This is a genomic window from Streptomyces sp. NBC_00536, assembly GCF_036346295.1.
In the GTDB taxonomy this organism is placed as follows: Bacteria; Actinomycetota; Actinomycetes; order Streptomycetales; family Streptomycetaceae; genus Streptomyces.
This window is the reverse complement of sequence record NZ_CP107819.1, coordinates 67,058-91,241: the sequence shown is the minus strand read 5'-3', so window position 1 is coordinate 91,241 and position 24,184 is coordinate 67,058. Positions and strand designations below refer to the sequence as shown.

Here is a 24,184-nt window from a genome sequence, read left to right as displayed (position 1 = left end):
ACCTGCCCACTACGTGCAGGGGCGGCCGCCGCCTTGAACGGCAGAATGCGCTGCGGCCGCTGGGGCCGACCCGCTCGGAGCAGGGTCGGCTGGCGCAAAGACTCCTTTCCAGCGTACCGAGAACGGGCCTGCCCCGCCAAAGCAGCGCTCCGGACCGCGGCTGTGCAGAGCCGTGCGCGCCGCGAGCCCTGGCGGCGTCGCCCAGGTGGTGGTCAGTGCGACTGCCCACCACCCTCACGGGCGAGACGGAGGGCGAGTTCCTGGAGGATTTCGCCGGTACCGGGCTCCGTGTCGGTTTCGTCGTATGCGTCGGCGACTGCCGCGAAGGCGGCGATGAAACCGTTGACGAGAGCGCTCAGCGGCGCGGAAAGCTGATCGAGCACGGCGCCGCCGATCTCCTCGGGGCCGCCTTCCGCCGGCACCAGGAAGCGGCTGGGGATCACCTCGGCGAGGAGTTCGGAGGCGAGGTCTTCGCCGACATCCGAGCGCAGGGCGGTGAGCGCCGCGATGGCTTTGAGTTTGATCTCGTTTTCGTGCACGGCCCGAGACTACGGGCGGGCAACGGCCCCTGACGGCTCCCGCTGTTGAGGCTGTGCGACGACCACGGGAAGCCCTGGGTGTCGAAGGTCCGGGGAGCGACCACGGCCGCCTCCAGGCGGTTGGCCCGGGCAGGGCGTTGTCGGTGCCGGGCGCTACCTTCTGGCCATGACGATTTCCGTACGACTGCTCGATTCGGTTCCCCTGTCCGGCGGGGACGGACTGACCAACGGCTTCGCCCTGGAGTCGCGGGGCGACGGCCGGCGCCGCGCGCTGCTGCGCTGCGGCGACGCGCTGGAGGTGTACGACCTGGACGCACTGTGGGCGGGGGAGCGGGCGCCGGTCGCCGCCTTCCCGGTCCCCTGGCCGGGCTGGACCCGTGGGGAGCACTCGGTGAGCCCGGACGGCTCCTTCGCCGTCTTCTCGGGCCAGCGGTCCGTACGGGCCGTCGGCGCGGACGGCGTGACGCTCTGGGTGTACGGACACGGGTGCTGGGACCAGGAGGTCGGGCACGCCCACTCCGGCGATGAGCAGCAGATATGCCGGGACTTCGAGTCCGGTTCGTGCCGGGTCTCGGACGACGGGCGGCTGGTGTGGGCGCATGTCGTCGCGGAGGGGGAGTACGAGGAGTGCTGGGTCGTCCTGGACGCCCGGGACGGGGCCGAGCTGGCCCGGGTACCCCTGGACAGCGTGACCTCCGGCTCGAACCACCTCTCCCATCCCGACGGGGTCCACATGGGACTGGGCATCGGCATGGGCCAGGACGGAGTCCTGCTGCACTGGGCGCGCTGGGACGGGCGTACGGTCACCAGCTGGGACCTGAACGAGACGATGGACCGGATCCTCGCCGATGTCCACCCGGAGCACGGCGGCTACCTGACGCTCGAACACTACGGCTACGACATCAGGCTGCACGCGCTGGACGGCACGGTACTGGCCACCGGGCAGCCCTCGGCGGCCGACGCGGCCGACGCGGCCGACGCCGAGGACGCCGAGGACACGGACGACGCCGAGGACGCGGACGACTTCGAGGACGAAGACCTTCCGTGCTGGGACTACACCTGCGGCTTCGTCGACGGCGACACCGTCATAGCCACGACCACCGAGTACGACGAGGACCCCGACCTCGCCCGGCACTGGCTTCTGGACGCCCGCACCCTGCGGGTGCGCGGTCAGGTGGCCTACCCGCAGCCCGTAGACAGCCTGGCCCGCCCCCTGGGCGACGGCACCTGGCTCACCTACGACGGAAAGGCCGCCGTCCTGCACCGCTGGGGCATAACCGGCGAGTAGGACACGGCGTGCGCGTCACCGCAGGCACCCCACGATCTGCACCGAGATCCGCGCGCTCCCGGTCAGCCCGGCGGCCGTGTCGGTCGCCGAGAAGACGAGCGGGTAGGTCCCGTCCGCCAGCAGCGGTACCAGGAACCTGCCGGAGGCCCCGGCTCCGAGCGTGACCGGCCCGTTCGGGCCGATGATCTGCCAGGTGGTGGCCTGCGGATCGGTGATGGACCGGTTGCCCGGGCGCGTGTGTGCCGTACCGGTGAAGGACTCTTCGCAGCCGCGCCGGAGCTTCCCGCCGCCACCGGGCTGGTCGATGGTCACCGACGGGGCCTGCGGCTGCGCGGACGGCGAGTTGCCGGGCTGTGTGGTGGGCGGGTGGTTCGGGTCGCTCGGCGTCCGGCCGGGCGTGGTCGGCGTACGGGTGGTCGGGGAGGCGCCCGGCGACCCGCTCGGGCTCGTCGACGGGGAAGCGCCGGAGGCGCCGGGGCTCGGGGTGGACGAGGGCGCGGGAGTGCCCGTGGCGGGCCCGATGTCCACGGCGGGCGGCAGCACCGGGTGGGTGAGGGCGGGCGGCGCGGCGCCCTTGTCCGGCGAGGTGGGCTCGGCGTCGATGGTGCCGCACACGGCGCTCGCGACCATCCGCTGGCTGTCGGGTACGGGGACGATGCGCACCTCGTTGTCGCCGGCGCCGTGCGCGTGGTTGTCGAAGTAGCCGTCGCCCGTCAGGGTCTCGCCGTCGGAATGCTCCAGCCAGACCGTCTCGTGGTAGTCGCTGCCGGCGTGTTGCTGGTTGTGACCGGTGACGTGCCAGTCCTTCACGGGCCGGCCCGACGTCCCCGGCGTCGGCCCGTCCGCCGACGCGTACAGCCAGCCGTCGCCGAGGAAGCGCTGCGGGCCGTTGCCCTGCTCGTTGTCCGCCGGGAACAGGAAACCACCGCCGAGTACCAGCCGGCCCTTGGGACATTTCACGGTGGCGTCGGCGGTGCCCCCCGCCCCGACCGCGACCGTGGCGGTGGCGATCGAGACGTCGTTCAGCCTGACGCAGACCGGCCGCAGGTCGACCGCGTAGTTCGCCTGCGGAGGCTGTGGGTCCAGGATCCGGGTTTTGCGCTCCACCGCCTCGGAGTTGAACAGCCGGAACGAGTCCGTGCTCAGTTCCGTACCCGGATTGACCGAGATGCTCCAGGTCGCGGGCATGGGCTTCCCGGCCACCTGGTAGGTGGCCTGCTTGTCCATGGGTACGGGCGCCACCGCTCGTCCGGGGACGTTGCGGGCCGCCCGGAACTCGACTCCGACCATCGTGAAGCCGCCCGGGCACGTGGGCTTCGCCTCCGCCTTGCGGAACGCCTCCGCGAACGGGCCGTCCGTCGACAGGTCGTGGATGGGACCGGCGTCGTTGTTGGTGATCTTCGCCCCGTTGTCCTTGAAGGCGTGCGCCCGGTCCGTGAACTCCTTGTGCGGTGCGAATTCCGGTTTGGCGTTCACACACAACGCGTACGAGGTGAGGGTGACGGGCGCGGCCCCCGGGTTGTACGCCGCCGCCAGCCACGCCGCACCGACGAACTCGCTGGTCGTCGCGAAGCCGCTGCCGTCGACCGCGTACCCGCCGCCGAGCGCGGTCTCGTGCTTCTCGCACCCCGCCACGATTGCCTGTTCGCCGCCCGCTGGCACCTGAACCGAAGCGCTGCGCTGCACGACCGTGACGTGCGGCCCCTGAGCGGCCAGATACACGCCCGCGCCCACGCCCCCGCCGACCACCAGCACCCCGGCAGCCAGCAAGGCCGCCGTCTTCCCGCTGATCGCCCCGCCGACTTTCCCGAAGACCCCAGAGCTCATTTCCCCCGCCCCTCCGACTCCTGCCCGCGCGCGCACGCACGGGGCCGTGGGCAATGTAGCGGCCGAAAGTGTTCCCTCACAGGGGTACGGAGCGTCCTGAAGGTCCCAACTCTGTTACCGGCCGATCCGGAGCACCGCCGAGACCAGTCGCATACCGGAGGCGCACCCGCTGATGCAGCTGCAGCTGCATCAGCGGGCGCCGCTGCACGAACTGCCGCAGCCCCGCCACCCGCTCACGGCCGGTCAGTGCGCGTCCACGACCTTCACGGTGACCGGGGTTCCGGCTTCCACCGTGCGGCTGACCGTGCAGAGCTTGTCGTGGGAGGTCTTCACGGCGCGCGGCAGGATCGCACGGGCCCGGTCGCCGGCCTCGCCTTCGGGGAAGCGGACGGTGAAGGCGGCCTCCAGGTCCGTCATGAGGTTGCCGCCCGCGCCCTCGACCTTGTGTCCGTGGACGGCGACGGAGAACTCGGTGGGTTCGGCGTGCCGGGTGGTGGCGACGTCCACGTCGGCCGCGGAGCAACCGCCGATCGCAGCGAGGAGGAGTTCGACGGGGGTGAAGCCCCCGTCGGATCCGGTGCCGAAGGTGATCGTGTCGCCGCGGGAATTGGTCGCGGTGAACATGCTCGGACCGGTCCGCTCGACGGTGACGGAGCGCAGGGAATCAGGAGTCATGACATCGACGGTAGCCCCGCCTCCTCGCCACCGCCGGTCCGGTCCGGCCCGGGTTCAGGTTCAGGATCAGGTCGCTGTGGATCTTTAGGCTTGAAAGTCGCTTTCCGGATCCGATGGGCGACCCGTAGTAATGGCTTCTCGGCCTGACCGGCCGTTCGTGATCAAAAGGAGCCACCACCCATGACTCGCCTTCGCACCACAGGTATGGCCCTCGTCGGCGCCGCAGCGATGTTCGCCCTGACCGCCGCGCCTGCCCACGCCGCCCCCGGTGACGTCACCACGTCCTGCGCGAGCGTGCTCACGCCGACCGGCTACGTCGACGTCAGCTGGGGCTACAGCAGCAGCTGTGGCACGCAGAGCTTCAGCCCGAACATCAAGCAGATAAAGCAGCTCACCGGGCTGCCCGTCGGCACAGTGGTCCAGGCCTGTGCATCCACTTACCAGCCTGCGGGTTGGGTCCAGACCGGCTCGTACTACAGCAGCAGCTGCGTCTACTCGTCGAACCCCAGCTTCAACAACAACGCCTGGCAGCTGAAGCGCGTCTCCTGATTCTCCTGATCCAGGACCGCGGGATGGCTTGAGGGGAGAGTGCCGTACGGATCGACGGCTGAGGTCGACCCGTGCGGCTCGTCCGGAGCCGACCACCTCGGTGCCCAGCAGCCGATCCCGGGTCAGGGAGGCGGTCGCCCCGTTGAGGGGTGCGCGGTGGCGTCGATGCTGGGATTGCCGGAGGCGCGGGAAGCGGCTGCCCGTGAGCGGGTCGAGGATCTGCGGGAGGAGGCGGACCGGGCGGCTCAGGCGCTGGAGGCCGCCGAGATCGAGCTGGACCGGCGGGTGATCGCGCGGGAGGAGCTCGCCGAGGCCCTGGCTGTGTCCGCTGCCCAGACCACCGCCGTGACGGAGGCCGAGGGGGAATCGGCGCCCGCGCCAGTGTCGGGGACGACGGTGCCGCCCTGGCGGGAAGTGCTGCCTGCGACCCTTCTCTCGCCGGACTACCAGCGGATCCTGGGCGTGCTGGAAGACCGGCCGGGGCGGGGGCAGGGGCCGGTGCGGGCCAAGGACATCGCGGTGGCGCTGGGGCTGGAAACGTCGCCGGCGAAGGTCGAGGGGGTGCGGTCGAAGGCGAAACGCCTGGCGGAGCGCGGGTGGTTGGTCCAGGAAGCGTCGGGGATGTTCAGCGTCGGCCGCCGGCCCGTGGCCGGGCCAGTCGGCGGCCTATCCGCGTGATCATCGACCATCGGATCATCGCCGCGCTGGCGGCGGGCGTACCCGGTCCGGATGATCGGCCGCGTTCCCGTACACGTGCGCGAGGCAATCACATGACACGACGGTCGAGTTGAAGTCAACGTGCGCGGGCGCGTACAACAACAAAGGGGCCTCCCGACATCGCTTGGTTCGATTTACATCCCCGAGCTACCGAGAGGCCCTGTCTTCATGCGCGTACAACCGGAAGATCACCTGACCAGGAACTCTGTTTGACCCGCAGCTTCCAAGATCGGCTGAGATGCGGCTTCTCATGCCAGCTCCGGAGGCCGGGCGCCCCGTTGCGCGGCCACAAACACGCAATGGGGGAGGGGCTCCGAGTCGGGCTCGGGCAGGAGATGCCGGACAACGGCGTCCGGTGATCGACTCGTGTCTTCCCTGAGCTCACGCCCCAGCGGGTAGCACTGCGAGTGCGTCGATCTCGACCCGGAACGCGGGATGGACCAGCCCGGCGACCTTGACGAGTGAGCAGGCTGGCGGGCGGGCCGTGTCCAGGTACTCGTCGCGCACCTGGCGGAAGGTGTCCAGATCGGCCAGGTTGGTCAGAAATACCGTCAGTTTGACCACGTAATCCATGGCGGCACCCGCCGCCTCCAACGCGGTGACCAGGTTCGCGAAGACCTGGCGTACCTGGGCCGCGGTATCCCCCGCGCCCACCACCCGCCCGTGGGCGTCCACCGGGACCTGTCCGGAGACGGCGATCATCGGCCCCGTGAACGCCACGGCATGGCTGTAGCCGTTGACCGGAGGGGTGCCGTCGGGTCGGACGAAGTGCTGCATCATGTCTCCTGAAAGCGGGCGGTGAACACGCCGGGGTGTTGTGTATGGCTTTGGACTGTCGGCACTTGACGAGGTGCCCCCCGCCGCCGTCGGTACGGGCAGGTGTTGCTACTGATTTGCTGTGGGAACCAGCTCTGCGACGAGACGTGCGGTAATCGGGGTCTCGATCCTGTGAGTGGCCGCGGCCCGTAGGACAGCCCCGCCGATGGCGTCGAGCTCGATCGGGTGGCCGTTCTCCGCGTCGCGCTGCATCGACGACTTCATCATCTCGGGGGCCCGGTCGAAGAAGGAGAGCACGGCCTCGGCGGTCACCGGTGTGCCCGCGGCGCGGGCCACGGCAGTGATTTCGTCGAGTACGGCAAGCAGTTCGGACCGCCGCTCGTCGCGGATGGCGCCCACAGCGGACTGGTAGCGCGTGCTCAGCAGGGCGAACGGGGCGAGGAAGGAGAGTTTGTCCCAGAGCATCGTGCTCTCGTCGGTGCGCAGGGTCACGTCGAGGCCGGCGTGCCGAAGGTGGGATGCGAGGTCGGCGAGCGGGGCGGCCAGTTCGAGGGCGGTGAAGGGGCTGGTGTGCGCGATGCGTCCGGGCGAGGTGCGGGTGGCCTCGACCCTGATGGTTCCGGCCACGACCTGGCCGGCCGGATAGTGTCGGCGCAGTGCTGCAAGGTGGTCGAGTCCGTTGAGCAGCGGTACGACGATACCGTCGCCGAGGACCTGCGGCGGAACACGGTCGAGGGCGGCGGGCAGGGCGGTCTGCTTGACGGTCACGAAGGTGACGTCGACCGGTTCGCGCAGCAAGGTGTCAGCTTCGACCGGAGTGGTGAAGCCGCCGTACTGCGTGCTCTGCACTCGCAGGCCCTCGCGGCGCAGCACGGCGGTGGTCTCCTCGCCGGCCAGGCAGACGACGCGGTGTCCGTCGCGGGCGAGCAGCGCGCCGATCAGGCCACCGACACCGCCCGGCCCGAGGATGGCCACCGTCACGGTGTTCGTGGTCATGTGCGCTCCTGTTCTTGGGAGACCAGTGCCCGTTGGCCGGTCTCGTTGCTGAATGCGGTCAGTTCGTCGACGGGATCGCGTCGGCAAGTGCTGGTGGTGGAGCCTTGGCCCCGGCCGTGTGTGGTTGCGCCGGTCATCGACGGGAGCCGTTGGCCAGGCGGTCGCGCCAGGCCGGGGCAAGGGCGGTGAGCATCAGCGCGGCGGTGAGGGTGAAAGCCAATGGGTAGCCGGTCTGGCCTGCGAGCACCCCGAACCCGACGGCGCCGACGCCCATGCCCGCGTCGTAGGCGAAGTTCCACAGGGCGCTGACGGTGCCGTAGCCGGACACGGGGACACGCGCGTACATCAGCGTCAGCGTGGCGTTCTGGGTGACTCCGAAACCGACCCCGAACAGGGCCACGCCGACGACAACGGCGACCGGGCTGTGGGTCAGAGAGGTGAGCAGCGTCCCTGCGGCGGAGACAACAAGGCCGGGCAGGACGAGTGAGGCCGGTCCGTGCCGGTCGCCGTGTCGGCCTGCGACCCAGCGGGCCGCGGTTGATGCCGCGGACTGGACGAACAGGGCCATGGCGACGACTCCGGTAGAAGCCGACGGGACGGCAAGGGGGAGGAAGGTGACGGTGATTCCGGCAGCGAGCGCAGTAGCCGAGAAGACGACGGCGGGCCGCAGAAGAGCGGCCGTCCGGAACCCGGCCAGCACCCCGATCGACCGTCCCGAGGCTGGCTCGCGGTCCGGCAGGCCCGGCACCGAGACGATAGCGGCCAGCGCGGCCACTGCGCCGGCAATGCAGACCGGTACGTACCCCACGTGCCCTACCAGCCACACCCCCAGCGGCAGGGCCACCAGCGACGGAACCCCGGACATGATGCCAACCAGTGCCAGCCCCTCACCACGGCGCTCGGGCGGGATCAGCGACGCCGTCAAAGCGCCACCCGCGACGACCGTGAACGCGAAGCCCAGACCCCGCACGACACAGACCGCCGTGATCCAAACCGTGCTCCCGGAAGCGGTCAGCACCAGCGTGGGCGTGCCGAGGAGGACCAGCCCTGCCACCAGCGCCAGGCGGTAACCGAAGCGGGCAACGAACCGGGGAGTGGCCAGCCCGCCTCCGACCGTCGCCAGCATCAGCGCACCCGTGGCCAGTCCCGCGGCATAACGGCCTCCGCACACCTCGGCATAGAGGGGGACGACCGACAACAGCAGGTAGAAGCTCGTCGAGGCACCGATGACCGAGACGAAGCGCAGCAGCAGGGGCCGCGTCACCAGCGGCGGCCGCGAACCGGCGCCCTCAGCTCGAGAGTTGATCATCTTGGTCACACGACGAAGCTAAAGGCCAAGCGGATCGCCAGTAAGATCCAATTCCATGCCTCTGGAGTGGTCCGGTCTGTCACCCGATCTGCTGCTGGTCATCGACCGGGACAGCGGCGAGCCGCTGCGATCCCAGCTGGAACTCCGGCTGCGGGACGCGATCCGGACCGGGCGGCTGCAGATCGGCGAACGGCTGCCGTCCTCCCGTGAACTCGCTCGGATGCTCGGGCTGTCGCGCGGGCTGGTGCAGGACTGCTACGCCCAGCTCCAAGCCGAGGGATACCTCGTGACACGCGTCGGCTCAGCCACCCGGGTCGCCGCCGGCGCGGGCGCACCGCCAGCGCCCACGTCACCGCCCTCGGCACCTCCACGCCTGGTGGCCGACTTCAAGTGGGGCGTCCCGGACTTGAGCAGCTTCCCGCTCGCCGACTGGCTGTGGGCCACGCGCGAGGCGGCACGCACCATGCCGACGGCGGCGCTTGATTACGGAGACCCGCGCGGCAATGTGGCTCTGCGCGAGGTCATGGCCGGATATCTGCGGCGGGTGCGCGCCGCCGCAGCGGATCCGGAACGGATCGTGATCTGCTCCGGCTACGCGCAGGGCCTCGGTCTGGCCCTGCACGCCCTGGCCCGGACAGGTGTCCGTACGGTGGCGTACGAAGACCCCGGCTCACCGGCCACGATCTCCTCTGCCGCGTCCTGGGCGGGCCTGTCGGCGATCCCGGTACCGGTCGACGAGCGCGGCATCGACGTGCAGGCACTCGCCGCGACCGACGCCCGCGCCGTCGTCATGACCCCTGCGCACCAGTGGCCCACCGGTGTCGCTCTGGCACCCGAGCGGCGGCTCGCCCTGATCGAGTGGGCCAGGAGCCGGGACGCCGTCGTCATCGAGGACGACTACGACGCCGAATTCCGCTACGATCGGGAGCCGCTGGGCGCCCTGCAAGGACTCGCCGCCGACCGCGTGATCTCCATAGGCACCGTCAGCAAGTCCCTCGCGCCCGCGCTGCGCATCGGGTGGATGCTCTGCCCGCCCGCGCTCACCGAGCTGATCATCGAGCACAAGCAGCTGAACGACCGCGGGTCGCCCACACTCGATCAGCTCGCCCTCGCGAGAATGATCGAGTCCGGCCGCTTCGACCGGCACCTGCGCCGGATGCGGACAACCTACGCGGCACGGCGCACGACCCTGGTGGCGGCGCTCGCCGAACATGCCCCCGAGGTCAGGGTGACCGGCCTCGCGGCGGGCTTCCACGCGGTGGCGCACCTCCACGGACCGGCCGACGAGCAAGACCTCATCGCCGCCGCCCACTCCCGATCCGTGGGCCTCTACGGAATGAGCACCTGCCGTTCTTCGCATGCGACAGAGCCAGTGCAGCTGATCCTGGGGTTCGGCAACGTCGGTGAACGCGCCATCACGGCAGGCATCACGGCGGTCGGAGGCCTGCTGAGGGGCCGATATCCCGCGTCGCAGGTCCGTCCGACGCTCGGCGACGACTACCCCGCCACTACGGTACGAACATGCTCGACATAATCGAGGAAGTCACCCGCTCCGGTGCCAGGATCACCGCCACCCTCGACGCGCTGACCGACCTGGAGATGCGTGCACCCTCGACGCTGGCCGGCTGGACCCGCGGCCACGTCATCACCCACCTGGCCCGCAGCATCGACGCCTATGGGTGGTTGCTCGCCGTGGCCCGAACCGGCATCGAACGCGCCCCGAGGACGGACGCCAAGTCGCTCGCCCGTACTGTCCGTGAAGGCGCCGACCGCCCCGCGGCCGAACTCGCCACCGACCTGCGCAGCCGCCTTGCACACCTGGCCGAAGACGCCACATCGATGCCCGTGGAACGTTGGGACACCCTGGTCACGGCACTGGCGGGCTGGCGGCACCCGGCCTGGTACACCCTCCACCGCTGCTGGCGCGAACTCGAAACGCACCACGTCGACCTGAACGCCGGCTACCGCACCACCGACTGGCCCAGCACGTACGTGACCTGGGCACTCGACGACACCATCACAGCCCTCGCCGCACTCGGCTTGCCCGTCGCCCGGGTCAATGCCTTCGACATCGGCCGATCCTGGACCCTGTCCCCGACCGGCCCCAACATCACCGGCTCCGGCCACGCCCTCCTCGGCTGGCTCAGCGGCCGCGCGCTCGACCCCCCGCTCACGTCCGACCATCCACTGCCGGTCCCGCCCGACTGGCCCCTACCACCAGCCCCCGGCTGGAGCTGATCGCGAAGACCTCCCTACGGGTAGTCGAGTTGTTCGGAAGGCCCCTGCCTTCATGCCCCGACCACGGGAAGATCACCCAACCGGGAACCCTCGTTCGACCGCCAAGCGAACCTCTCGGTACTACAACGGCTTCTGACGGCAAAGGCCGCATTCAAATCGCCCGGCCGCCCGTGGTTCAGGGGCAGCCGTTGGTGATGTTGATCTCCACGACGCCGGAGCCGAGGCCGAAGGTCTGGCCGGGGCGGATCTGGTCGACGTATCCGCTGGCGTATTTCAGGTAAGCGCAGTCGTCGTGGCGGGCGTTGGTGACCCAGCGGGCGCTGCGGGTCTTGGAGCTGGTGGTCTGCCAGCCGGTGTCCTTGTACATCGTCAGGACGTTCTCGTTGGAGTCGAGGAAGCACACGTACGGCCACGGGCACGACGAGGCCGCCGCGGCCGGGGTCGCGGTGACCGCGGTCAGACCAGTGGCTGCGAGGACGCCGGTCAGTGCGACAGAAGCCAACTTCAGGCTCTTGAACATGGTGAACCACCTAATCTTGAACTGAGTGGGGGTGAACTATCACCGCTTGCCCCATGGGGGTGAGCCCCTCTCGGCTGGGCGCGTCGGTCCCGACTCGACTCTCGGCGGACGCGCAGGTCATCATCGATGCTGACACTCGCCTGGTGGTCGCGAGCGCCCGGCCGCACCAGGCAGCCCCACAACACCCTTTACTGGCTCCGGCGCCTCAGGGTGACGATTTGGCAGCTATTGCTGACGGCTGGTCACTTGTCCTTGCTCGCCTGCGTAGCTGCCTGAATATCCGCCTGGGCGCGGCGCCCGGCTCGCGGTACGGTCGGGGTCACGGTTGTCGACAAGGGGGGACTGCGCATGCTGTCCGAGGCGCTGACCGCGCTGGCCATGTCCGGTGGGACGGCGGTGATGACCGCGGCGGGGACTGCGGCATGGGAGGGGTTCCGAGGCCGGGTGGCCGCCTGGTTCGGGCGGGGGAACACCCAGCGTGAGAGTGCCGAGCTGGAGCGGCTGGGCCGCACTGCAGCCGAGCTCGCGGCAGCTGAGGGCGGGCAGCTGGAGCGGCTCCGGATCCGCCAGGAGGCCTCCTGGCAGGCCCGGTTCGAGGCGTTCCTGGAGGACTTGGCGGAGGATGAGCGCGAGCGCGCCGGCGAGGCGCTGCGCGAGCTGCTGGCTGAGAGCGCGGCCCAGGCCCAGGTGTCGGCCGGGGACGGCGGGATGGCGGTCGGCGGAATCGTGCACGTCAGCGCGCAGGAGGGATCGGTCGCCGCCGGTGTGATCCATGGGGGCGTGCAGATCGGCCACCCTCAGGTGCCGGATCCGTTCCAGGGCTGAACGGACCGGCTACGCCAAGCCCGTCACGAACCTCGCCACCGCCGCCGCTCACAGGGGTGCACGCGAGCAACCACAGCTTCGCCGTCGGCCACGCCGACCAGGTGGCCTACTACGCCGGCCGGCATGCCCCGGCCGCCTGGCCGCACCAGGTTGGGGCGGTGCCCAACACCGCGCACTGCTTCCAGCGCCGGGTCGTTCCCGATGCTCCCGACGCCCCTGCGCGCTGCCGGATACTGGTCGGCGCCGCCGGGGCCGGCAAGACCCAGCTGGCCGCGAACGAGGCCCGCACTGCCTGGCAGGCCGGGCAACTCGACCTGCTGGTCTGGGTCGCCGCCGGCAGCCGCGCGGCGATCCTGACCGCCTACGCCCAGGCCATCGCCGAGATCACCGGTAGTGACCCGGCCGATCCGGAGCAGGGCGCGCGGGAGTTCCTGGCCTGGCTCCGGCCGGGCGGGGCCGGGGAGACGGTTCGCCGGCTGATCGTCCTGGACGGTCTGGTCGACCCCGACGACCTGCGCGGACTCTGGCCGCCGGACCAGCCCGAGGGGCGGACCCTGGTCACCACCTGGCGCCGGGACCTGGCCCGCGAGGGGCTTGGCCAACAGGTGCTCACCGTGCCGTCGTTCAGCTCCGCCGAGGCCTTCGGCTACCTCACGGCGGTGCTCGCCGCGTCCGGCCGGGTCGAGCCGCCTGAGCAACTGGAGGTGCTCGCCCGCGAGCTGGGACACCTGCCGCTCGCGCTCGCGCAGGCGGCCGCCCACCTGGGCAGCACCAGTCTGAGTTGCGCCGACTACCTGCACCTGCTCGGCGACGACGGTCGGCGGCTGGCCGACCTCGTGCCGGACCCGGGTGGACTGCCGGACGAGCAGAGCCTGCCGCTGCCCTACGCCTGGGACCTGGCGCTGGAGCGCGCCGACGCCCTGGCGCCGGTCGGGACGGCGCGGATGCTGCTGGAACTGGTGGCGCCGCTGGCTTCCGACGGCATCCCGGCCGCCGTGCTGATCGCTGCGGTCAGGTACCTCGACCGGCAACGGACCGACCGCCCGGCAGAGGACGCGGAGCCGGACGAGCGCGCCGACGAGACGCTCGCGCTGCTGCACCGGTGGAGCCTGCTCGACTACGACCCGGCGGACCAGGACCGGTCGGTGCGGGTGCACCCGATGTTGCAGCGAGCCGTCCGCGAGGGCCTGCCCGCGAGCCGGGCCGCAGAGCTGGCCGACGTGGCCGCCAACCTGCTCTTCGTCGCGTCACGGACGTCGGCGGACGAGGCGAACTCGATGACGTTCTTCCTGGTTCCCCCGAGGGATCGGGCTCCGCACCCGCGTTCGCGCGCCCTCGATTTCCCTCCGGACGTGCTGCGCTCCAACGTCGAGGCGCTGACCCGCAATGCTCCGGCCATGATGCTGGGCTCCGGCGAGCCCGGGCTTCGGTACGGGTGGAGTACCGGTCAGCAGCTGCACGACCTCGTGCTCCGGGTGGGCGACACGCTGGCGGACGACGGCCGGCCACAGGCCGCACTGGAGTACTTCGTAGCACTGCTGCCGACGACGGCCGACCGGCTGGGAGCCCGGCACGAGTCCGTGACGCAGCTGCGCGGCCGGATCGCGCGGCTGCGGGCGGAATCCGGCGACCTCGCCGCTGCGATCACCGAGTACCGTCGGATGATCGACGACCTACTGGCCCTGCTGGCCCCGGAGTACGAGCTGTACCCCTCCCAGCGGATCCGCCTGGTCGAGGAGGTCACCGAGCTGCGCCACCGCCTGGCCCACTGGCTCGAACAGGCCGGCGACCTGCCGGGCGTCGCACGCGTCTACCGCGACCTGCTCGCCGATGACGGCTACATCGCGGCCGTCGACGGACGGACGGGCCCGCCCGACTTCACTCTGCGCCGCGACGCCGCCGAGTGGCAGGGAAGGGCGGGAGACGCGGCCGGGGCAGTGGCCGTGTACCGCCAGCTCGTCAACGAGCAGTTCCGCACGCACGGGCCGGAGAACTCGGGCACCTTCGACACCCGTTTCCGCTTCGGCCACTGGCTGGGCGAATCGGGCGACGCACGAGGGGCCGTGACCGTCCTGACCGACCTGCTCAACGACCAACTCCGCCTCCTCCGCCCAGACCATCCCGACCTCGCGACCACCCGGCGGGCACTCACGTACTGGCGGGAACAATCCCGGGGCAGGGGGTGGCTGCGAGGGATGTAGCGCTCGCAGGCCGCTTACCCCGGTGGCGGCTGGCGCGGGCAGCCGGACCGGCAGCCAGAGTCGGTGAGCCCTCTTCAGCCCTGCGGACAAGGAGTGGTTGGCTGTCGGTAGACGGATGCACTTGTGTCTCCACTAGGGGGAGACACGAAGGTGGGGGCATGCACGACGACACGCTTTACTCGATCGGCGAGCTGGCCCAGCGGACCGGTCTCACGGTCAAGACCATCCGGTTCTACTCCGATCGCGGAATCGTGGCGCCGACCGACCGGAGCCCGGCCGGCTACCGCCTTTACAACATGGATGCCGCTGCACGCCTGGACCTCGTGCGAACCCTGCGCGAACTGGGACTGGACCTTCCCACGATCCGGAAGGTCATGGACCGGGAGCTCTCATTTCCCGAGGCCGCCGCAGCGCATGCCGAAGCACTGGCGGTACAGATCAGTACCCTGCGCCTGCGGCGCGCGGTGCTGACGGCGGTGGCCAAGCGCGGGTCCACGCCCAAGGAGACGGATATCATGCACAAGCTTGCCCAGCTCTCCGAGGACGAACGCCGACGTCTGATCGGCGATTTCCTCGACGCCGTCTTCGGCGGTCTTGACGCCGCGCCCGTATTCGCGGGGGCCATGCGCTCGATGACCCCCGAGCTGCCTGACAACCCGGAGGCGGAGCAGGTCCAGGCGTGGGTGGAATTGGCCGAAATGTCCCAGGATCCGGATTTCCGGGCCAGCCTGCGGCAGATGGCCGAGGACCAGGCAGCCGTGCAGGCCCGAAGCGACACCACGGGGCCGCGCCGCGACATTGCCGCAACCGTCCGTGACCAGGCCGGCCCGGCCTTGACCGCGGGCATCGACCCGGCCTCACCCCAGGCCGATCCAATCGTCGCGGCGCTCACGGATCACTACGCGCACCTCCTCGGCGTCCCCGACGACATCGGGCTTCGCCGCCGGCTGGCGACTCGGCTGGAGAGCGTGAACGACCCCCGCAGGGAGCGTTACCTCCAGCTGCTCGCAGTGGTCAACGACTGGCCGGCCCCGGAGAGTCTGGCTCCAGTGTTCGAATGGTCCGTCCGGGCTCTGCGCGTCCGGACACAGCTATGACGGGGCGATCGCAAGGCGGCATAGGTCGGACGCGGCCGGCGTCGGGTGAAAACGCCGCCGCAGATGATCGGTTTATGAATGCCCCCGTCATGCTGCAGGCGGGAGCGACGCCGTCCGCTCCCGCTCTTGTCCTTCGGCCCTGGCGCATGGAGGACGTTGCCGCACTGGTCGAGGTGAGCCGGGATCCCGCATTGCGTCAGTGGGCGAGCTCTGTCGTGGACAACGATGCTGACGGGGCACGGTGGGTGCAGGCCCAGCAGCGGAGCTGGGCAGCAGGGGACCGGTTCGGCTTCGCCGTCTTTGAGGCACAACCCGGATCACCTCACGGACAGTTGGTCGGCAACGTGGTCCTCAAGGAAGTCACCTCCGGCAAACCTGCAGCCGAGGTGGGCTACTGGACCGCGGCGCACGCTCGCGGGCGGGGCGTGGCCCCCGCGCTCTGGAGGTTCTCACCGGCTGGGCCTTCGACACCTTCCGGGCCGCCGGGCTGCAACGTCTCGAACTCCTTCATCAGGAGGACAATCTCGCGTCGTGCCGCGTTGCCCAGAAGAGCCGGTACGAGTTCGGCAGAGTCCTGCCCGCCGCGCCGCCCACCTTCCCTCTCGATGGCCACCTACACATACGGCGCATGGACGTCTGAGGTCCACTCGGCGCCCGCGGATCGCTTGAGGCCGCCTATCGATGGGATGTGTCGTGCGCAGATGAATCCAGTGCAGTGCTCGGAGGGGAAGTCGAAGAACGCCAGCAGTTCCTCTTCGTCGTCGACCAGCCGCTTGACCACCTTGGAGTACTTTGCGCCGCACTGACCGGCGAACGCCTCGACTGCGGCGCGGGCACGATCCTTATCCTCGGCGTTGTAGACGTCCTGGACAGCCCGCCTGGCGGCTTCCCCGGCCGACCTCCGAGCAGACCACGCACCGCGGCGTCGGTTCTGACCCTCATGTGCGCCCACGGGCTGCCCATCCTGAGTGTCCGCAACATCGCCATGATCGAGGCGGTCACGGAACTGCCGTCGGTCATCGTGAGCGACCTGTCAGGCATCGCCGCCTCCATCGCCTGTCGGTGGGGCCGGCTAGGAGCGTGGGTGGGTCGGTAGTGAACAAGCAGCCGGGGGTGCGCGACGGGCGTAGGCGGCGCGTCCGGGCTTGGTCCGGAGCTTGCGGGCCATGCGTTCCCGGGGTGTCGCCGCGTCCGGGATACGTCCGCGCGGGGCTGGATGTAGGCGCCGTCGCCGTTCTTCATGATCGCGAATTGCGGGTCGGTGAAGTTGGCCTGCGCCTTGTCCTTCGGCCGCGCGGTATCAGCAGCCCGGGCTCCGGCGGCTTCGACAGCCTCGGGGTCGTCGGTGCCGGCGCGGTCCTGGCGGCGGGCCTCTTCCTCCTGGGCGTGCTTGCGGGCCCGCTCGGCGGCCCCGGCCTCGATCTGCGCGCGGGCGGACTGCGGCTTGGCCGGGCGCTTCTCCCGCCGGTCCAGCTCGCCGGGCAGGTCGACGTCCTTGCCGTTCGCGCCGAACACCTGGTCCCCGGCTCCACCACGGCTGCCGGCTCCACCTCGAACAGACCTTCCCCAACAGGCGTACCAAGATCTTCCCATGTGGGATCACAGGTCTTCGGTGGTCATCGCGGTTGCTGTTCCACGATGACCGCCCAGTCGTCCGCCCCGCGGCCGTCGGCGATGGCCTGATCGAAGACGGCCCTTAGCAGTTCACCGGTCGGGAGCGTCATGTCGTGGTCGTTCGCCGCGTCGAGCGCGAGGTGGAGGTCCTTGCGGCCCAAGACTGTGGTGAACCCGGCCGGCTGGTAGCGCCGTTCGGCGATCGCCGACCCGTAGCCGGTGTAGACGGCTCCCGGGAAGAGTGTTGAGGTCAGCAATTCGACGAACTGCCCGGAGTCGACACCGGCGCCTTCCGCGAGACTGATCGCCTCGCCCAGCGACTGGATCGCGCAGGCGATCAGGTAGTTCCCGAGGATCTTCACGATGTTGGCCTGCTCCGGACGATCGCCAAGTCGCCAGGTTCGCGAGCCGATCACGTCGAAGAGCGGCTGCACGCGGTCGATCAGCCCCTGCTCACCCGCCGCAAGGATGTTGAGTGCTCCGGCTTCGGCGACCGGAACACGGCCGAAGACTGGTGCCGCGACGTACCCGACACCATGCTCGGCGTGCGCTGCGCCGGCCTGGTGGGCCAGCCTGGCGCTCACCGTCGCGAGGTTGACGTGAACAGTTCCGCGCGGGGTCTGGGCGAGAACACCGGAGTCGATGAACGTCTCGGCGACGGCCCGGTCGTCGGCCAGGACCGAGAAGACCACCGGCGACTGCATGGCCTCTGCGACCGACGCGGATCGGCGAGCACCGGCTGCGACGAGTTCGTCCGCAGGCCCGTCGGAGCGGTTCCACACCACGACGTCGTGCCCGGCCTTCAAGAGGTTACGTGCGATGGGTTTCCCCATCGCTCCAAGACCGATGACCGCGATTTCGCCCATACGAAGAACCTTCTCTCTTGAACCTTCTAAGACGGTTCAATGATGCCCTAGGGTTACCATCATGTGGAACCGGCTAAGAAGGTTCGCGGAGGTATCGTCGCCGACTGTGGAGGTTGGAATGGCCGAGGAGGTACACCGTGTCTTCCGGATGGACAACGAGGTCCTGGCGTTCCGGTTCACTGCCACCGTCAGCGATCGAGCCGGCATGGCGCCGCGAGAGCGGCTGACCGATCCCACACGACTGAAAGCGTGGCTGCGGGCAACTGGGCTCGAGGTCACGGACGCTTCGCCGGCCGATCTGAAGAACGCCGTCGAGCTGCGCGAGGCGATCTATCGAATCGGGTCGGCGATCGCCGCAGGTGAACAGCCTGATTCGAAGGCTGTCCGCATCCTCAACACGGCCGCGGCCGCCGGGCACGCGAAGCCGGCGCTTGAACGCGGCCTCGCGGGATGGCACCTGACCGAGATCACGCCTGTCGGTGATGCCCTCGGGGTCCTGGCCATGGATGCCATCCACATCCTCGGAGGTCCCGACCGCAGCCGCATCAAGAACTGCGAAGGTCCCGGATGTGCGGGGCTCTTCCTCGACACCAGCCGTGGAGCCAATCGCCGGTGGTGTTCCATGAACACCTGCGGCAACAGGGTCAAGAAGATGCGAATCGCCGAGTCCTGACCCAACAGCCGCAATCAAGCCAGGCAAGCCCGACCACCGGCCACCCGCGCGCAGGACTGGATAGGACAACCGTCCGGTTATCGGCGATCACACCTGCCTCGTGAGTCGCCCGATACTGACCCACGCTCCTGGCAAGTGAGAGCTGGGCCGGCTGCCTCGCTGCCCGCAGCGCCGGAGCCCAGGAGGGATGAGCATCGCGCCGGGCGGCCCGCGTGTTCCTGATCGAATTCGTCCTGGGCCCCTGGCCACGCGGTAGTCGGTCTGGGAGTGACGGGGTTTGGCCCGAAGGTGCCCGGCGCCTGGCCGGCGTCGGGCACTGCCAACGCCCGTGCAGCTACCTCGCATTCACTCGCGCGGATGCTGCTGCCGTCGGGTGACCGCCAGTTGGGGCAGACACCCAACGCATCATCGCCGTGCAGTACTGGCACAGGGCGTCGTCCACTGGGGTCCTCTCGTAGGGGCAGGCCCGGACGGGCCGGCCTGCCCTGAGCAGTCCTGTCGCGGTGCTCTGGTTTCGTAGCCCGTTGGGGGTGGTTTCGCGCGGTGGCTCCGGCCCGCATGCAGCACATGTGCGGGCCGGAGCCGTCAACGGTCCGGCCGTATGGCCGGGGGTCCCGAGGGCGAGTTGTCCGGCTTACTGCCCGGTGCGGCCGTTCGTGAGGGGCCATTCGCGGTTGAGAGTGCCCAGCGGGATGCGGCGTTCCAGGACCGGCGTGCCGAACAGCGACAGTTCCAGGTGCAGTTGTCCGCTGAGGCCGAAGCCGCCGTACAACGCCCAGGAGCCGTTCACCGAGGTCTTGCCGTCGGTGGACGCGCTCGCCTTCACGTCTCCCTCGCCGCGCAGGTAGGGGGCGAAGTCCGCGGTGACGCCGACCGCCCCGTACAGACCGACGGAGGCTTCGGCGCCGAGTGCGCTCTTGACGCTGCCGGCGGCGGTCACGCTCGCCTTCACCGGCGTACTGTGCACGGACGAGGTACTGACAGGTGTCCAGCCCTTGCCCACCGCGTAGCTGCCGCCGACACGGAAGTCGCCCTTGACGTCCTGCTGGACATCGAGGGTGACGCGGCCGTCCGCCTCCACCTGGATGTAACAGGTCAAGTTGAGGTTAACGACGACGGGCACCGGGCCCACCTGGACGACGGGGTCGCTGTGCAGCTTGGCGAACGGGATCCGCTTGGGCGCGCCGGTGCTCGCGGCGGCGCGGCCCTTGAGCTCCCACCGTGAGGACCAGTCACCGCTCATGCCGAGGAAGGCGGAGTGGGGGCCGTGGCCGCCGCCCGGGCTGCCGTCGTAGGAGAACTCGACCTCGGGGGCGAGCTGGACGAAGCCGGACACGGAGGCGCCGGCCGACGCGGGGGCGTCCTTGGCGGTGTCCACCGCGGCGTCCACATCGAGCCGCAGGTTCCCGAGGGGGAGAGCCGCTCCCTTGGGACCGAAGCGCACGCCCTGGCTCTTGGCCCAGGAGAAGGTGACGCCCTTCATCAGCGGCTCGACGGTGACCGAGGCCGGGTCGACCGGCACCTTGCCTTCGGCCTTGTCGTCGTTGAGGGCGGCGGCCAGTGTGGTCGGGGCGGTCTTCACCTCGGTGCCGCGGCCGGTCTTGCCGACGACCTCCGTGACCTTCGCGAGGAGGCCGTCGGGGGCCCCGGGCGCCGGTGCGCTGGCGATGACGTCGCCCACCGCGACGGGCTTGTCGGGGGAGGGGGAGGGGGAGGACGAGGGCGAGGACCTGGTGGAAGGTGCGGACGAGGGGGAATGGCCGGGCGGGCCGTTGGATATGACGGCCCGCCCGCTCGCCTTGTCGTAGGAGGCGACCGTGAGTTGGGACTTCTCGGGGCCCTGGCCGGTCCGGGTACGGGCGATGGCCGTGGGAGCGGACGACCCCTGCGGCGCAGCGGCCACGTCGAGCTGCTGCGTTCCGTCGGCCGTGGACGCGGTGGTTTCGGGGCTTCCCGGCGCGGCCGCGCCCGTGTGTCCAGGGGAGGAGCAGCCGGTGGCGGCGAGCGTCAGTGCGGTGAGGCCGGGCAGCAGGAGGCGTCTGGCGAGCGTGTGCACGTAGGTGTGACCTTCGAAAATGGTGGGAGAGAGGCGCTACTGATAAGTAACGTGAAGGTCGATCATGCCATTCGCGCGCGGCGGCAGTCATCTTGACATCAGGCCAACTCGCCAGCCGACCGCGGTGGTTGAAGCTTCATGTATGCCGGTGTTGCCCCGGTCGCCGAGCAGCTCGGCCAACACCGGCCGCTCGCCTGCGGCACGCGTTCCACCGGCCGGTCGGTCTTGGGGCGGGAGTGGCGCAGGGGCCGCGCGGCTGTCGCACGGGGTACCGGCCGCAGACTGCCGCGGGGGTCCGGAGTCATCGAGATGCCGTCCGTGACGTACTGGATCCACCTGCACTTCACGGAACGGCGGGACCTCACCCACTGACACGGACTCACCATCACCGGCCCCCACGCGCTTCCGGACAGGCCCCTGCCCGCGCGTTTCAGGTGCGTTGCGTGGGGATGGTCAGGCCGGGTGAAGCCTGGTGGTGCGGGGTGTCGGTTGCCGGCGTGCGGCGGTCGCGCAGGTGTCGGGTGATGAGCGTGGCCAGAAGGTCTCCGGAGGACATGCCTGCCGTGAAAGCGGCCTGCTGGAACTCGGTGTACCGAGTTTCCTTCATGATCATTCCTAACACTGTGCGCGAGTCCGGGTGCTTCCATCCGCAGCAGATGCGGCGCGTGCAGGTGTCTTGGCGCATCGGGTCGACGCTGGGCGTCGTCCACGGTAGGTGGGGGTAGCGTGTAGTCGGCACGCCCGATTAGACCCGCGGCACCCCCCAGAGCACGTCCGCGTTCATCCTCATCGCCTCGACCGGCATCTCCATGAGTGGCTGGTACTTGGCAGCAGTGCTCTCGGCATCGTCGGAATCGACGACAGGGTCGCCGCCGTCGCCCTCCGCCCAGAAGCCTTGTTGGATTGACCGGAGCACGCGTCCGCCAGTTCCGCTTCCGGCGGCTCGCACCACACCTCGAAGCCCCAGCCACGGGAGAAGACCACCTCGCGGGCCCAGCCCAGCGCGAAGGTCACCTTCGGCCGGGTCAGCAGGTGCCGGGGCTTGACGTCGACGACCAGCGGAACACCGGCCTTCCTGAGCGCGAGGAAGTCCGGTACGTGGCGGCGCCGTCGCTCGTCGACCGTGGTGGACAGCAGGAACGGCTGGGCGAAGACCGCGCTCACGTCTTGATCAAAATGTCCCGTCTCAATTGATCTGGTCCATGAACAGGCATGTGACCTGGAACGACCAGATCGGTTGAGACGCCGAGCCATCAAAAATCCCAGGCCACCTGGCTCCGGGAGGCCGGGCTCCGGCGTTGTATCAGCTGATCTGCCCCCCCGGTGGCCCGAATGCGGGTGCCCGGACACCAGCGGTGCGGGCTTGGGTGTACTGAAGCCCACAGCAGTCCAAGGCCGGAACCGGGGTCGTCTGCTCGCCACCGGTACCGGGTGGGTGCGCCATTATTCCTGGTGGGCCACCGGCTTGTCCGAGCTTCATCAAAGCCTCCGCGCGATCACTGGGCACGGGTCGAGGATGTGCTCCGCGGAGCACTCGTTCCGTGCTCCGTAGTCACCTACCCCCGAAAGAGGCGATCTTGAGCGAGACGACGGACGGCCTGCCGGCCCTGGCCGACATTCTGGCTTCGCTGGCCGATGCCCCTGTCACCTTGGAGCTGGTGGCCTCGTGGGTGGGCAACGGGCCCAACGAGCCCTTGACCGCCGACGTACTGCTGGCCCACATCGACCCCGACCGACTCCAAGCCCTCGCCACGCAGGCGGGCACAAGCCAGCAGGACGCCGCCGTGCAACTGGCCTCCGCCATCCCCCAGCTCATCGACCTCAGCACCCCGCCGCCGACCCAGGAACTGGAGGACGCCGACAACGAAGGCGCGATCGCCGTCTTCGCCGCCGCCATCGACTACCTCTACACCAACGAGATCACCACCACCGGGGCACAGGCCCCCCAGGCGCGCTCCGGCCCGGTGAACGTCATGACGGCGATCGACGCCAACTCCTCCATCGCGAAGATCGACGTCGCGATCCAAGCCGTAACCGACCAACGGTCCAACCTCGGAGCGTTCTCCAACCGCCTGCAGTCCGCGATCCGCAGCAGCGACTACGCCGTCGAGAACCTGACCGCCTCCGACTCCCAGACCCGGGACACCGACATCGCCGGAGAGATGGTGGAGTTCACGAAGAACAACATCCTGACCCAGGCATCCCAGGCCATGCTCGCCCAGTCCAACCAACTCCCTCAGGGCGTGGTCCAACTCCTGCGCTGACCAGCCCGCGGAGCAGGACGACGAAGGGCCAGCACTGGAACGGCCTCCCGAACCTGAGCTCGCCGACCGCCGACCGCCGACCGCCGGCCCTGGGCTTGATCCTCTCGTTACTGATCTCGGCCCTTCAGGGTGAACGGGTGCGAATAGTTGCGGTCCAGGGAGTGCCGCTGAGATTGATCATGATCGGCTGGGCGGTGCGCCGCCTGACCGTGCTCCGGTGATCACCCGACAAAGGCGGTGCGGGGAGTGTCGGGTGATCGGGGCCGGTGTCGCCGCACGATGGGGGCATGGATGACACGACCTTGGTATCCCGTTTCCTGCGCGACGGTTTCGTGAAGTTGGAGGGCGCTGTCGCGCCGCGCGTGGCCGCGGACTGCGCGCGGCTGCTGTGGCGGGAGACGGGCTACGACCCGGACGACCCTTCGACGTGGACGCAGCCCGTGCACTGGGTGGGCGGCATGGCGCAGGGGCCGTTCGCCGCCGCACCGAACTCCCCTTCGCTGCATCATGCATACGACCTGCTGGTCGGTGCGGGACGCTGGGAGCCGCGCTATTCGCTGGGCACGTTCCCACTGCGCTTCCCGCACGAGGAGGAGCCGCACGACGCGGGCTGGCACATCGAGGGGAGCTATCTGCCGGAGGGCGAGAGCTGGTACTTCACGAACCTGCGCTCCCAGGGCCGGGCGCTGCTGATGCTGTTCCTGTTCAGCGAGGTCGGTGAGGAGGACGCCCCGACCCGGATCCGGGTCGGCTCGCACCTCGACGTGCCGAAGGTGCTGGAGAAGTGCGGGGAGGCCGGCGCGAGCGGGCTGGCCCTCGCGCCCGATCTGGTGGCGGCGTCCGACCACCGGCCACTCGCCCTTGCCACCGGGTCCCCGGGCGACGTCTTCCTGTGCCATCCGTTCCTGGTGCACGCGGCGCAGCCGCACCATGGGGCGCGACCGCGCTTCATGGCCCAGCCGCCGCTGCTGCCGGCCGCGCCGTATGAACTGGAGCGGGCCGACGGCGCGTACTCACCCGTGGAGATCGCGATCCGCCGGGGCCTGGGACAGGACACCCCCGGTCCGGACGGGGACGGCACCGACCGCAGCGCAGCGTAAACGCGCCTCACGGCCATCGCTGGCAAAGTGGCCGTGAGGGAAGAGGAAGGAGG

Annotated in this window: 23 protein-coding genes and 2 pseudogenes; 12 read left to right on the top strand and 13 right to left on the bottom strand. The window is 69.9% G+C overall.

Translation table 11 applies throughout. The annotated features are described in order from the left end of the window. Window positions 1-212 precede the first annotated feature (212 nt). The gene (locus OHS33_RS00400) at window positions 213-539 is read right to left on the bottom strand and encodes a hypothetical protein (protein ID WP_330328339.1); all 327 of its coding nucleotides are present in this window, start codon (window positions 537-539) and stop codon (window positions 213-215) included. A 166-nt stretch (window positions 540-705) separates the two neighbouring features. Between OHS33_RS00400 and OHS33_RS00395 the strand changes: the two genes are divergently transcribed. Further along, window positions 706-1,827 carry a hypothetical protein gene (locus OHS33_RS00395; protein WP_330328338.1) on the top strand — a complete coding sequence of 374 codons (1,122 nt, stop codon included), beginning with the start codon at window positions 706-708 and terminating at the stop codon, window positions 1,825-1,827. 15 nt (window positions 1,828-1,842) lie between these two features. Here OHS33_RS00395 and OHS33_RS00390 read toward each other — a convergent pair whose 3' ends face one another. Next, a complete protein-coding gene (locus tag OHS33_RS00390; RefSeq protein ID WP_330328337.1) occupies window positions 1,843-3,654 on the bottom strand; it encodes a hypothetical protein in 1,812 nt (603 codons plus the stop codon). A 243-nt stretch (window positions 3,655-3,897) separates the two neighbouring features. After that, on the bottom strand, window positions 3,898-4,329 hold the full coding sequence (locus tag OHS33_RS00385) for an OsmC family protein (protein ID WP_330328336.1): 432 nt from the start codon (window positions 4,327-4,329) through the stop codon (window positions 3,898-3,900). A 180-nt stretch (window positions 4,330-4,509) separates the two neighbouring features. Between OHS33_RS00385 and OHS33_RS00380 the strand changes: the two genes are divergently transcribed. Both OHS33_RS00380 and OHS33_RS00375 read left to right on the top strand, forming a co-directional pair. Next, window positions 4,510-4,878 carry a hypothetical protein gene (locus OHS33_RS00380; protein ID WP_330328335.1) on the top strand — a complete coding sequence of 123 codons (369 nt, stop codon included), beginning with the start codon at window positions 4,510-4,512 and terminating at the stop codon, window positions 4,876-4,878. Window positions 4,879-5,043: 165 nt separating this feature from the next. Further along, window positions 5,044-5,556 carry a hypothetical protein gene (locus tag OHS33_RS00375; RefSeq protein WP_330334851.1) on the top strand — a complete coding sequence of 171 codons (513 nt, stop codon included), beginning with the start codon at window positions 5,044-5,046 and terminating at the stop codon, window positions 5,554-5,556. Between the two features lie 420 nt (window positions 5,557-5,976). Here the strand turns inward: OHS33_RS00375 and OHS33_RS00370 are convergent, their stop codons facing one another. The 3 genes from OHS33_RS00370 to OHS33_RS00360 form a co-directional block, all read right to left on the bottom strand. Then, entirely contained in the window at window positions 5,977-6,375 is a 399-nt protein-coding gene (locus OHS33_RS00370; RefSeq protein WP_330328334.1) for a RidA family protein, read from the bottom strand. Between the two features lie 105 nt (window positions 6,376-6,480). Continuing rightward, on the bottom strand, window positions 6,481-7,368 hold the full coding sequence (locus OHS33_RS00365) for a ketopantoate reductase family protein (RefSeq protein WP_330328333.1): 888 nt from the start codon (window positions 7,366-7,368) through the stop codon (window positions 6,481-6,483). Window positions 7,369-7,501: 133 nt separating this feature from the next. Continuing rightward, window positions 7,502-8,677: an MFS transporter gene (locus OHS33_RS00360; protein WP_330334850.1), complete on the bottom strand. Its 1,176-nt coding sequence runs from the start codon at window positions 8,675-8,677 to the stop codon at window positions 7,502-7,504. A 55-nt stretch (window positions 8,678-8,732) separates the two neighbouring features. Here OHS33_RS00360 and pdxR point away from each other — a divergent pair, with 55 nt between their 5' ends. Both pdxR and OHS33_RS00350 read left to right on the top strand, forming a co-directional pair. Further along, complete coding sequence (pdxR, locus tag OHS33_RS00355; protein ID WP_330328332.1) at window positions 8,733-10,211, top strand: MocR-like pyridoxine biosynthesis transcription factor PdxR; 1,479 nt, start codon at window positions 8,733-8,735, stop codon at window positions 10,209-10,211. Next, window positions 10,199-10,915, top strand: a complete 717-nt coding sequence (locus tag OHS33_RS00350) for a maleylpyruvate isomerase family mycothiol-dependent enzyme (RefSeq protein ID WP_330328331.1) — start codon at window positions 10,199-10,201, stop codon at window positions 10,913-10,915. The genes pdxR and OHS33_RS00350 overlap by 13 nt, the downstream gene beginning before the upstream one ends. Before the next feature lie 175 nt (window positions 10,916-11,090). Here OHS33_RS00350 and OHS33_RS00345 read toward each other — a convergent pair whose 3' ends face one another. Continuing rightward, on the bottom strand, window positions 11,091-11,435 hold the full coding sequence (locus OHS33_RS00345; protein ID WP_330328330.1) for a hypothetical protein: 345 nt from the start codon (window positions 11,433-11,435) through the stop codon (window positions 11,091-11,093). Window positions 11,436-11,783: 348 nt separating this feature from the next. Between OHS33_RS00345 and OHS33_RS00340 the strand changes: the two genes are divergently transcribed. The 4 genes and pseudogenes from OHS33_RS00340 to OHS33_RS00325 all read left to right on the top strand — a co-directional run bounded on the left by OHS33_RS00340 (window position 11,784) and on the right by OHS33_RS00325 (window position 16,198). After that, window positions 11,784-12,260 (top strand): hypothetical protein, encoded by a 477-nt coding sequence (locus OHS33_RS00340; protein WP_330328329.1) that lies wholly within the window; start codon window positions 11,784-11,786, stop codon window positions 12,258-12,260. A 56-nt stretch (window positions 12,261-12,316) separates the two neighbouring features. After that, window positions 12,317-14,461 (top strand): tetratricopeptide repeat protein, encoded by a 2,145-nt coding sequence (locus OHS33_RS00335; RefSeq protein WP_330328328.1) that lies wholly within the window; start codon window positions 12,317-12,319, stop codon window positions 14,459-14,461. Window positions 14,462-14,619: 158 nt separating this feature from the next. Beyond that, a complete protein-coding gene (locus OHS33_RS00330; RefSeq protein WP_330328327.1) occupies window positions 14,620-15,558 on the top strand; it encodes a MerR family transcriptional regulator in 939 nt (312 codons plus the stop codon). Between the two features lie 146 nt (window positions 15,559-15,704). Next, window positions 15,705-16,198, top strand: a pseudogene (locus OHS33_RS00325) (GNAT family N-acetyltransferase). Here OHS33_RS00325 and OHS33_RS00320 read toward each other — a convergent pair. From OHS33_RS00320 to OHS33_RS00310, 3 genes and pseudogenes are all read right to left on the bottom strand, one after another. Next, a complete protein-coding gene (locus tag OHS33_RS00320; protein ID WP_330328326.1) occupies window positions 16,172-16,510 on the bottom strand; it encodes a transposase in 339 nt (112 codons plus the stop codon). The pseudogene OHS33_RS00325 and the gene OHS33_RS00320 sit on opposite strands and share 27 nt — an antisense overlap. 165 nt (window positions 16,511-16,675) lie before the next feature. Continuing rightward, window positions 16,676-17,085, bottom strand: a pseudogene (locus tag OHS33_RS00315) (hypothetical protein); the annotation flags it as partial. An 89-nt stretch (window positions 17,086-17,174) separates the two neighbouring features. After that, window positions 17,175-18,038 (bottom strand): NAD(P)-dependent oxidoreductase, encoded by an 864-nt coding sequence (locus OHS33_RS00310; RefSeq protein ID WP_330328325.1) that lies wholly within the window; start codon window positions 18,036-18,038, stop codon window positions 17,175-17,177. Between the two features lie 118 nt (window positions 18,039-18,156). Between OHS33_RS00310 and OHS33_RS00305 the strand changes: the two genes are divergently transcribed. Further along, window positions 18,157-18,711: a CGNR zinc finger domain-containing protein gene (locus tag OHS33_RS00305; RefSeq protein ID WP_330328324.1), complete on the top strand. Its 555-nt coding sequence runs from the start codon at window positions 18,157-18,159 to the stop codon at window positions 18,709-18,711. Window positions 18,712-19,345: 634 nt separating this feature from the next. On the opposite strand, the gene OHS33_RS00300 is transcribed toward OHS33_RS00305, so the two are convergent. The 3 genes from OHS33_RS00300 to OHS33_RS00290 all read right to left on the bottom strand — a co-directional run bounded on the left by OHS33_RS00300 (window position 19,346) and on the right by OHS33_RS00290 (window position 21,931). Beyond that, complete coding sequence (locus OHS33_RS00300; RefSeq protein ID WP_330328323.1) at window positions 19,346-20,767, bottom strand: hypothetical protein; 1,422 nt, start codon at window positions 20,765-20,767, stop codon at window positions 19,346-19,348. Between the two features lie 430 nt (window positions 20,768-21,197). After that, complete coding sequence (locus OHS33_RS00295; protein ID WP_330328322.1) at window positions 21,198-21,374, bottom strand: hypothetical protein; 177 nt, start codon at window positions 21,372-21,374, stop codon at window positions 21,198-21,200. Window positions 21,375-21,553: 179 nt separating this feature from the next. Continuing rightward, complete coding sequence (locus OHS33_RS00290) at window positions 21,554-21,931, bottom strand: hypothetical protein (RefSeq protein ID WP_330328321.1); 378 nt, start codon at window positions 21,929-21,931, stop codon at window positions 21,554-21,556. A 413-nt stretch (window positions 21,932-22,344) separates the two neighbouring features. Between OHS33_RS00290 and OHS33_RS00285 the strand changes: the two genes are divergently transcribed. After that, window positions 22,345-23,031 carry a flagellin gene (locus OHS33_RS00285; protein ID WP_330328320.1) on the top strand — a complete coding sequence of 229 codons (687 nt, stop codon included), beginning with the start codon at window positions 22,345-22,347 and terminating at the stop codon, window positions 23,029-23,031. A 287-nt stretch (window positions 23,032-23,318) separates the two neighbouring features. After that, complete coding sequence (locus OHS33_RS00280) at window positions 23,319-24,131, top strand: phytanoyl-CoA dioxygenase family protein (RefSeq protein WP_330328319.1); 813 nt, start codon at window positions 23,319-23,321, stop codon at window positions 24,129-24,131. Window positions 24,132-24,184 lie beyond the last annotated feature (53 nt).

Bases quoted from the DNA above. Each gene is read 5' to 3' on its own strand.
- OHS33_RS00345 (WP_330328330.1), bottom strand. From the start codon at position 11,435: ATGTTCAAGAGCCTGAAGTTGGCTTCTGTCGCACTGACCGGCGTCCTC.
- OHS33_RS00365 (WP_330328333.1), bottom strand. From the start codon at position 7,368: ATGACCACGAACACCGTGACGGTGGCCATCCTCGGGCCGGGCGGTGTC.
- pdxR (WP_330328332.1), top strand. From the start codon at position 8,733: ATGCCTCTGGAGTGGTCCGGTCTGTCACCCGATCTGCTGCTGGTCATC.
- OHS33_RS00395 (WP_330328338.1), top strand. From the start codon at position 706: ATGACGATTTCCGTACGACTGCTCGATTCGGTTCCCCTGTCCGGCGGG.
- OHS33_RS00295 (WP_330328322.1), bottom strand. From the start codon at position 21,374: ATGAAGGAAACTCGGTACACCGAGTTCCAGCAGGCCGCTTTCACGGCA.
- OHS33_RS00350 (WP_330328331.1), top strand. From the start codon at position 10,199: ATGCTCGACATAATCGAGGAAGTCACCCGCTCCGGTGCCAGGATCACC.
- OHS33_RS00305 (WP_330328324.1), top strand. From the start codon at position 18,157: ATGGCCGAGGAGGTACACCGTGTCTTCCGGATGGACAACGAGGTCCTG.
- OHS33_RS00390 (WP_330328337.1), bottom strand. From the start codon at position 3,654: ATGAGCTCTGGGGTCTTCGGGAAAGTCGGCGGGGCGATCAGCGGGAAG.
- OHS33_RS00330 (WP_330328327.1), top strand. From the start codon at position 14,620: ATGCACGACGACACGCTTTACTCGATCGGCGAGCTGGCCCAGCGGACC.
- OHS33_RS00310 (WP_330328325.1), bottom strand. From the start codon at position 18,038: ATGGGCGAAATCGCGGTCATCGGTCTTGGAGCGATGGGGAAACCCATC.
- OHS33_RS00280 (WP_330328319.1), top strand. From the start codon at position 23,319: ATGGATGACACGACCTTGGTATCCCGTTTCCTGCGCGACGGTTTCGTG.
- OHS33_RS00340 (WP_330328329.1), top strand. From the start codon at position 11,784: ATGCTGTCCGAGGCGCTGACCGCGCTGGCCATGTCCGGTGGGACGGCG.
- OHS33_RS00375 (WP_330334851.1), top strand. From the start codon at position 5,044: ATGCTGGGATTGCCGGAGGCGCGGGAAGCGGCTGCCCGTGAGCGGGTC.
- OHS33_RS00370 (WP_330328334.1), bottom strand. From the start codon at position 6,375: ATGATGCAGCACTTCGTCCGACCCGACGGCACCCCTCCGGTCAACGGC.
- OHS33_RS00385 (WP_330328336.1), bottom strand. From the start codon at position 4,329: ATGACTCCTGATTCCCTGCGCTCCGTCACCGTCGAGCGGACCGGTCCG.
- OHS33_RS00360 (WP_330334850.1), bottom strand. From the start codon at position 8,677: ATGATCAACTCTCGAGCTGAGGGCGCCGGTTCGCGGCCGCCGCTGGTG.
- OHS33_RS00380 (WP_330328335.1), top strand. From the start codon at position 4,510: ATGACTCGCCTTCGCACCACAGGTATGGCCCTCGTCGGCGCCGCAGCG.